Genomic DNA, 8,579 nt, shown 5'->3' on the forward strand with positions numbered 1-8,579 from the left:
TGAACATACCGTTTGAGCTTGAACACTCACTGACAATACTTGAAGAACTCGTTAACACACCGAGCCCATCCGGCTATACGAGGGATGCCATAAAGCTGGCAGAAGCCTACCTGGCCGAAAGCGGGGCGGAAATGACCCGTACCAACAAGGGGGCTGTTATCGCCACATTCCGTGGTGAAGATGACAGCAAAAGCCGGCTGATCACTGCACATGTCGATACACTGGGCGCAATCGTCAAGGAAGTGAAACCTTCCGGCAGGCTTAAACTCGATAAGATCGGCGGATTCAACTGGAATGCTGCGGAAGGTGAATATTGTACCGTCCATACGGCGGACGGCAAGAAAGTCCGCGGAACGATCCTGATGCATCAGACGACCGTCCATGTTTACCGGGATTCCGGAAAAGCAGAGCGGAGCAGCGACAACATCGAGGTTCGGCTGGATGAGCGGACCGGCAGTGCTCCGGAGACCCGTGCGCTCGGAATCGAAGTGGGGGACTTTGTCTCCTTCGACCCTCGTTTTGAGCGGAGCGGCGGATACGTGAAATCCCGTCACCTCGACGACAAGGCGAGCACCGCTCTCCTTCTCGAATTGGCGGCCAGGCTGAAGGAAAGCAACGTGAAGCTGCCGCATACCCTGCATCTTTATATCTCCAACAATGAGGAGATCGGGTTTGGCGGCAATGCCTCGGTGCCCGAGGGAACCGCTGAGTATATCGCATTCGACATGGGCGCAATCGGTGACGGGCAGTCTTCCGACGAGTACACCGTCTCCATTTGCGTGAAAGATTCAAGCGGACCGTATCACTACGGCCTTACCCGGCATCTGGCCGGTCTCTGCAAAGACGAAGGCATTCCGCACAAGCTCGATATCTATCCTTATTATGGCTCTGATGCCTCTGCGGCAATACGTGCGGGATTTGATGTCCGGCATGCGCTTTTCGGCCCGGGAATTGAATCATCCCATGCACTTGAAAGGACGCATACGGACTCTCTTGAGGCGGCGGCCCGCCTGCTGAGGGCTTACATTCTTTCGCCGCTCGCGGAAGATTGAGGAGGAAACAATATGGAAACAACAGAACTGCTTGCGCATCTGCCGTTCAAGACAGTGATCGGCACACTTCCCGCCGAAATCACAGACATTACAACCGACTCCAGGGCAGTCCAGCCGGGCGGCGCTTTTATCTGCATCGATGGATACACTGTGGACGGCCATGACTATGTGCCCCAGGCTCTGGCTGCCGGTGCAAGGCTCATCATCTCAGAAGAGCCGATCGAGGCCGATCCCGACAAGGCGGCCGTGGTCATCACCGATGACACGGCAAGGGCGGAAGGGCTGCTTGCCTCGGCCTTTTTCGGACATCCATCCAAGTCTGTCCGCATGATCGGCGTCACCGGCACGAACGGCAAAACCAGCGTCGCCAATATCATAGACGGCATTCTCCGAAACAGCGGCCGGAAGTCAGCTTCTTCAGGCACCATCGGTTTTAACCTGAACGGTGTGCTCTACGAGTCGGCCAATACGACGACCGATGCCCTCACAACGCAGCGCATGATCCGGCAGGCATCGGCGGAAGGCTGCGAGGCGATGACGATGGAAGTCTCCTCCCACGGTCTTGTCGAGGGACGACTGTCCGGTACGGAATTCGATATCGCCGTTTTCACCAATCTGACCCACGACCATCTGGACTACCACAGGACGATGGAACATTACGGATACGCAAAAGGGCTGTTGTTCGCGCAGCTCGGCCAGGATACATCAAAACCGAAGTTCGCTGTCCTGAATACGGACGATCCCTGGTCCGAACGGTACCGGCAGATGACACCGCATCCTGTGCTTACGTATGCTGTGGACTCGGAGGCGATGTTCCGGGCGCGCGATATCCGGCTGGAGGCCGGACGTACCGTCTTTCTGATGGATACGCCGGAAGGGGAGCGGCACGTTGCAATGAACCTGATCGGCGGGTTTAATGTCTACAATGCGCTGGCCTCCATTGCCGCCCTGTATGCATACGGTCTGGGACTCGATGAGATCATTGCCGGCATCGGCGGATTGCCGGCGGTAAAGGGACGCATGGAACGGGTGGAGACCGATCTGCCGCTCACCATTTATATCGACTATGCGCATACACCCGATGCCATCGAGAAAGCGATCGCTTCGGTCCTTCCATATAAGAAGAACAAACTCATTTTCCTTGTTGGCACCGGCGGTAATCGGGACCGCTCAAAGCGGCCGATCATGGCGGAAAAGGCATCCGTTGCGGACTACGTCATTCTTACGACTGATGATCCGCGTCATGAAGATTATGAGTCCATCACATCAGAGCTGGCGGCAGGCATGACACATGAAAACTATGCCTGCATCGGTGACCGGGAGCAGGCAGTCCGGCACGCGGTGGAGGTTGCGGATGAAGGGGACATCATCCTTTTCGCAGGCAAGGGACATGAAGATTTCCAGATTATCGGAAATACCAAATACCCGCACAGCGATGCACAAATCGCACTGGATGAAGCGGAGAAGAAATTCGGGCGCAAGGCAGGCGCCCGGGACTGACACGGAAAGCAGTTGATTGTCCTTGATGATCCGGCCGGAAAGGTGCACCTTTCCGGCCTTTTCCGTAAATATCGCTTGAAATTCGCTTTTCCGGTCCCTATGATGGGAAAAGCTGAAACAGATGAGGAGAAATGAAAATGGAAGACCAATTAAAACAAGAGATTGCTTCACGCAGGACATTTGCGATCATCTCCCACCCGGATGCCGGGAAGACGACGATGACCGAGAAACTGCTGTACTTCGGTGGCGCAATACGGGACGCAGGTACCGTGAAAGGCAAGAAGTCCGGCAAGTTCGCTACATCTGACTGGATGGAAATCGAAAAGCAGCGGGGCATTTCCGTCACTTCTTCGGTACTCCAGTTTGATTTCGACGGTAAGCGGGTCAATATTCTCGATACGCCGGGCCACGAAGACTTCAGTGAAGATACCTACCGGACACTCATGGCTGTCGACTCGGCAGTCATGATGATTGATTCGGCAAAGGGCATCGAGCCGCAGACCATCAAACTGTTCAAAGTTTGCCGGATGCGGGGAATTCCGATCTTCACCTTCATCAATAAGCTCGACCGACAAGGCAGGGAACCGCTCGAACTCATGGAAGAGCTTGAAGAAGTGCTTGGCATCGAGTCTTATGCAATGAACTGGCCGATCGGCATGGGCAAGGAATTCATGGGCATCTATGACAGGCACAATCGCCGTGTGGAACTGGCGAGGACAGAAGGGGCAGGAAGGTTCCTCGAAGTCGGGGAAGACGGCGACCTCTCAACGAGCCATCCGATGCAAGATTCTTCTTATTTCCAACAAGCGCTTGAAGATGTCATGCTCCTGGACGAGGCAGGAAACGACTTTGACGAAGAGCGCGTGCTGCGAGGCGAGCTGACTCCAGTATTCTTCGGTTCTGCGCTGACGAACTTCGGCGTGCAGACATTCCTGGAGACCTACCTTCAGTTCGCTCCGTCACCGCAGCCGCGGAATATGGCTGACGGCGGCAGTGTCAGCCCATATGATGATGAGTTCACCGGCTTTATCTTCAAGATCCAGGCAAACATGAACCCGGCGCACCGCGACCGGATCGCATTTGTCCGGATCGTTTCCGGGGAGTTCGACCGGGGAATGCAGGTGACTGTCCCGAGAATACCGAAGACTTTCAAGGTCAGCCAGTCTACGCAGTTTCTGGCGGATGACCGGGAGACGGTCAATATGGCGGTAGCGGGCGACATCATCGGCCTCTATGACACCGGTAACTATCAGATCGGCGACACGATCACGGGCGGAAAAGGAAACTTCGCTTTCGAACCGCTCCCGCAGTTCACCCCAGAACTGTTCGTCAAGGTGTCCCCGAAGAACGTCATGAAGTCTAAGCACTTCCATAAAGGGATCCTTCAGCTGGTCCAGGAAGGCGCCATCCAGTATTACAAGACGCTCCATACCGAGGAAGTCATCCTCGGAGCGGTGGGGCAGCTTCAGTTCGAAGTGTTCGAACACCGCATGAAGAATGAATACAATTCCGAAGTGATCATGCAGCACATCGGCCAGAAGGTCGCCCGCTGGATCGAAAACGAGGGAGATGTGAAAGAATCCATGACAGGGCCCCGCGCCATGCTGGTCAAGGACCGCTATGGCAACCTTGTTTTCCTATTCGAAAATGATTTCGCCCTGCGCTGGTTCCAGGATAAACATCCGGATATCAGACTATACAGCCTGCTCTGACCATTCTGGAGCCCATTTGGACGGCAGCTGACCGGCATCCCCGAAAAGGGGCCGGTGCAGCTGCCGTCTGTTTTGGATGTTTGAGCACAGGACGGTATTGCCGAACATTGAGGCAAGCACCCTGTTCCGGTATGATGGACATAGCTTTTTGAAAAGGGGAAAAAAGGATGAAGATTAGCGGTTTTTCGATCAGGCGCCCGGTCTTTACAATCGTGACGATGTTCCTCGTGCTCATTTTGGGAATTGTTTCGTTTGTAAAGATTCCGCTGACGCTCATACCCGAGCTGAATCCGCCCGTTGCAGTTGTCGTGACGAGCTACCCGGGAGCGGGCCCGGAAGAAGTGAGCGAGAAGGTCACCAGACCGCTCGAAAACAGCCTGTCCACGCTGCCGGGGCTGAAGTCGATCCAGTCTACGTCACAGGAAGGTGCGAACCTCATCTTCCTCCAGTTTGACTGGTCAACAGAGATCGATGATGTCCAGATGGATGTTTTGCAGCGGATCGACCAGACCCCTGTTCCGGATGATTCGGGAAAACCGCAGTTCATGAAGTTTGATCCGTCACAGTTCCCTGTGATTCAGATGTCGCTTCGCTCGGGGGATGAATCTGGAGATATCCGGGAGATCGCGGAAAGGCTTGAGACGGAACTGAGAAGGACGGAAGGGGTTGCCAGTGTCACTGTCTCTTCTTCGCTCGTCGAGGACGTTCAGATTGACTTGGATCCAGTGAATTTGGAAGAACACGGACTTGCCCAGCAGGATGTCGTACAGGCCATCCGGGCCAACAATGTTTCCATGCCCGGTGAGGCGGTGGAGACGGATGACGGCAAACGGTTGACGACTCGCATCATCAGTACGCTTACCTCTGCCGGGGAAATCGGAGACCTCGTCCTGACGGTCAATCCGATGGACGGCAAGGAGGTCAAGATTTCCGATATCGGCGAAGTCAGCCTGTCCGCCGATGACGGCGGAATGGAGACGAGAACCAATGATGAGCCGTCTGTCATCATGTCGGTCCTTCAGGAATCCGGTGCAAATACCGCTGATGTATCCACTTCCTTCAAAGAGTCCCTGGACCATCTCCTCGGACAGCCGGAATTCGAAGGAGTCACCGCGGATATTCTCTTTGACCAGGGGGATTATATCCAGCTGGCCATAGGCAATATCGGGCAATCCCTGATTCTCGGCGGGATTTTCGCCATGCTTGTCCTGTTCCTGTTTCTGAAAACGGTGCGGAGCCCGATTATCATTGGCGTGGCCATTCCATATTCCGTCATTGTTACGTTTGTGTTGATGTATTTTTCGGATTTTGCACTAAATATCCTGACGCTCGGTGCTTTGGCGCTCGGGATCGGGATGCTTGTGGATAACTCGATCGTTGTGATCGAGAACATCGAGCGGCATCTGGCGATGGGCAAAAAACGTGGACAGGCAGCGCTCGACGGCACAAAAGAAGTGGGCGGGGCCATCACAGCATCTACACTTACGACAATCGCTGTTTTCCTGCCAGTCATTTTCATCTCCGGTCTGATCGGCCGGATCTTTACAGAATTTGCAATGACGATCTCATTTAGCCTCGTTGCATCGCTGTTTGTTGCGCTGACCGTCATTCCGATGATGGCTTCCCGCATGCTGAAAAAGCCAATACGGGATCTGGAGACGAGGCGCAGACGTTCGAAATCCTATAGGAATTTTGAGCGCTCGGTGATCTGGTCACTGCGGCACCGGAAAACAGTTCTCTTGCTGACGACGGTTCTCTTGGCGGTCAGTGCTCTGGGGCTGTACAAGGTAGGGACCGAATTTCTGCCGGCGACTGACGAAGGATTCGTGAGTATAGCAGTGAATCTGCCGGATGGGGCGTCCGCAGAAGCAACCGGAGAAGTGATCCGGAAGATTGAGGAACGCCTGAAGCAGGAAGAGGATGTGGAAGTCTACGTCAGTCTCACCGGCGGGACCCAGCAGGGACTCGCTCAAGGGACTGGTGAGGCGGACAAAGGGGAACTTTACGTTAAACTGAAGCCTTTGGAAGACCGCAGCCGTTCGGTATTCGAGTTTGTCGATGACATACAGCCGGATATCCAGGAGTTCGGAGATGAAGACACGGAGATCACCTTCAACCTTCAGACGGCTGCCGGATCCTCACCGAACACCCTGACCTTCACGATGACGGACACGGATAAATCCCGCCTTGAGTCAGCCGCGGCACTGGCAGTGGACCGCCTCTCGGAGATCGAAGGTGTGACGGACGTTACCAATGACCTGACCGAAGGTGTGGAAGAGATTCTGATCGGGGTCGACCGTGAGGCGGCATCTGCGAACGGCCTTGCCCCGGCCCAGATCGCCTCCACTGTGAATGACATGACCCGTGGCGTTACGGCGACACAGATCGTCGGTGAGGAAGGAGAGGTACATGCCGTTCAGATCAGGACAGGCGGGAAACTCGACAGTGTGGATGCACTGGGTCAGCTGAAGCTCCGTGCTCCGTCCGGCGCATTTGTCACGCTTGAGGACCTTGCGGATATTGAGATTGCAGAAGGCCCGGCTGCGATCCGGCGGGTTGACCAGGCAAATGCGGTGCGCTTCACCGTCCACTATGCATCTTCCCAAACACTCGGTGAAGTGACTTCGGATGTTGAAGACACATTGGAAAATGCGGACCTGCCTGAGGAAACCGAAATCTCCTACAGCGGAGACCGCGAACTGTTCGAAGATGCGATTGACGACATGCTCATGGCCGTCATTCTCGCGGTAATCCTGGTTTACATTGTCATGGCCGCGCAATTTGAATCGTTCAAGTACCCGCTTGTCATTATGTTCACCGTGCCGCTCATGATCATCGGAGTGTCGTTCGGACTGTTCCTGGCAAACATGCCGATCAGCGTTTCTTCGGTTATCGGAATTCTGATCCTTGTAGGGATTGTCGTGAACAATGGGATTGTGCTCGTTGATTACATCAACCAGAGGAAAGCGGAAGGCATGCCGTCCCATGAGGCCATCATCGTATCTGTCAGAGACCGCGTAAGGCCCATTCTTATGACGGCTCTTACGACTATATTGGGTCTTGTGCCGCTTGCGCTGGGCATCGGGGAAGGGACCGAGATCAATCAGCCGATGGGCGTTGCGGTGATCGGAGGGCTGATCACTTCCACGGCTCTCACCCTTTATATCGTTCCGATTGTATACAGCCTTTTTGATCGGGAGACGAGAAAGATGAGAAAATCGGAGACATCCGGGCGAGCGATATGATACAATCATCCATAGGAAAACTGAATGATCTTTGACTTAGTGTCAAAGGGGAGTAGCTATAGGGAAACCTATTTCATAATCGTCATTACATGGCACTGCCATCGGTTATGATAGCTCGGATCCGGTAATAACTGGATTTGGGCTTAGCAAGACCTTTGCCCTTTTTGGGGGTAAAGGTCTTTTTTGTTTTCCATAAAAAGGGAGGTAACTTAATTTGGAAGCTATTTTACTTGAATACGCTTGGGTGCTCGTCGTCCTCGTCGTACTTGAAGGCCTGCTGGCTGCCGACAACGCGGTCGTCATGGCGGTCATGGTCAAACACCTGCCGCTTAAACAACGGAAGAAAGCACTTTTCTATGGGCTTCTTGGAGCTTTTGTCTTCCGCTTTGCTGCGCTCTTCATGATCACCATCCTCGTTGATGTTTGGCAGATCCAGGCGCTCGGTGCTGCATACCTTCTCTTTATCTCGGGCAAGAATCTGTATGACATGAGGAAAAAGCATGGTGAAGAGGACGATGAACTGAAAGAGCCGAAAAAACAGTCCGGTTTCTGGATGACCGTACTGAAAGTAGAGCTGGCAGACATTGCATTTGCCATCGACTCGATGCTCGCTGCCGTAGCCATCGCCATTACGCTGCCTGAGCTTGGTGACTTCGACATCGGCGGAATCAATGGCGGCCAGTTCGCAGTCATGTTCTTTGGCGGCCTGATCGGCCTGATCATCATGCGGTTTGCCGCGACGTGGTTTGTCCGCCTGCTGGACCGCTATCCGGCACTTGAGGGAGCGGCTTTTGCAATTGTAGGCTGGGTTGGAGTCAAACTCCTCATCCTGACGCTCGGTCACCAGGAATTGCAGATCATCGATCCTCACTTCCCGCACTCAACAGTCTGGAAAGTGACCTTCTGGTCTGTATTGCTGCTGATAGCTGTTGTCGGTGTGCTCATCGGTCTGAGAAACGACCGGAAAAAGCAAGCCTGACTGAACAAAGAGACTGCCATTCCGGCAGTCTCAGACTGTAGACAAAACGTACCCAGATGAAATCTTTCTGGGTACGTTTTGTCATTCATGT

The 8,579-nt window shown here is 54.1% G+C and carries 5 protein-coding genes; all 5 read left to right on the forward strand.

Translation table 11 applies throughout. The features are described 5' to 3' along the window. Positions 1–5 precede the first annotated feature (5 nt). A complete protein-coding gene (locus tag DZC51_RS08925; RefSeq protein ID WP_370513684.1) occupies positions 6–1,052 on the forward strand; it encodes a M42 family metallopeptidase in 1,047 nt (348 codons plus the stop codon). Positions 1,053–1,064: 12 nt separating this feature from the next. Then, positions 1,065–2,552, forward strand: a complete 1,488-nt coding sequence (locus tag DZC51_RS08930; RefSeq protein ID WP_157295032.1) for a UDP-N-acetylmuramoyl-L-alanyl-D-glutamate--2,6-diaminopimelate ligase — start codon at positions 1,065–1,067, stop codon at positions 2,550–2,552. Between the two features lie 137 nt (positions 2,553–2,689). Beyond that, complete coding sequence (locus DZC51_RS08935) at positions 2,690–4,264, forward strand: peptide chain release factor 3 (RefSeq protein ID WP_157295033.1); 1,575 nt, start codon at positions 2,690–2,692, stop codon at positions 4,262–4,264. Between the two features lie 167 nt (positions 4,265–4,431). Next, positions 4,432–7,509 (forward strand): efflux RND transporter permease subunit, encoded by a 3,078-nt coding sequence (locus DZC51_RS08940; protein ID WP_157295034.1) that lies wholly within the window; start codon positions 4,432–4,434, stop codon positions 7,507–7,509. A 214-nt stretch (positions 7,510–7,723) separates the two neighbouring features. Continuing rightward, complete coding sequence (locus tag DZC51_RS08945; RefSeq protein WP_157295035.1) at positions 7,724–8,488, forward strand: TerC family protein; 765 nt, start codon at positions 7,724–7,726, stop codon at positions 8,486–8,488. Positions 8,489–8,579: the final 91 nt, after the last annotated feature.

The organism is Bhargavaea sp. CC-171006, assembly GCF_009761675.1.
Classification (GTDB): domain Bacteria; phylum Bacillota; class Bacilli; order Bacillales_A; family Planococcaceae; genus Bhargavaea; species Bhargavaea changchunensis.